Consider the following 268-nt stretch of genomic DNA (forward strand, 5'->3'; position numbering starts at 1 on the left):
ATCATGAAACTGCGCTACGCGCCGTTATCGTGCGATGCGCTGCTGCCTATGGCAAATTTTTGGAGGAACGTGATGCTGCGCAAACTATTTAAATCAATTCGCCGCAATAAAGCTGACATGGATATGGCTCCGGCACCGGAACCGCGACCTGTCATTGGGCTTCCGATGCAGCGCTATCGCGTTGAGGGCACAAGGATCGTGAAGAACCCACCCGGCTACGTCGATACGTCGCGGGTGCTGGATCGCCCGTTCTCCAGCGCCCCGCGTT

General features: G+C 56.7%; 1 protein-coding gene. It reads left to right on the forward strand.

All coding sequences use genetic code 11. The features are described from left to right. Positions 1-72 precede the first annotated feature (72 nt). Positions 73-268 (forward strand): hypothetical protein (locus AC1RO3_RS09205; RefSeq protein WP_481764118.1); only part of this gene is annotated, 196 nt, incomplete at its 3' end.

The organism is Dellaglioa sp. CoH-57-MRSF-19 (assembly GCF_056781975.1).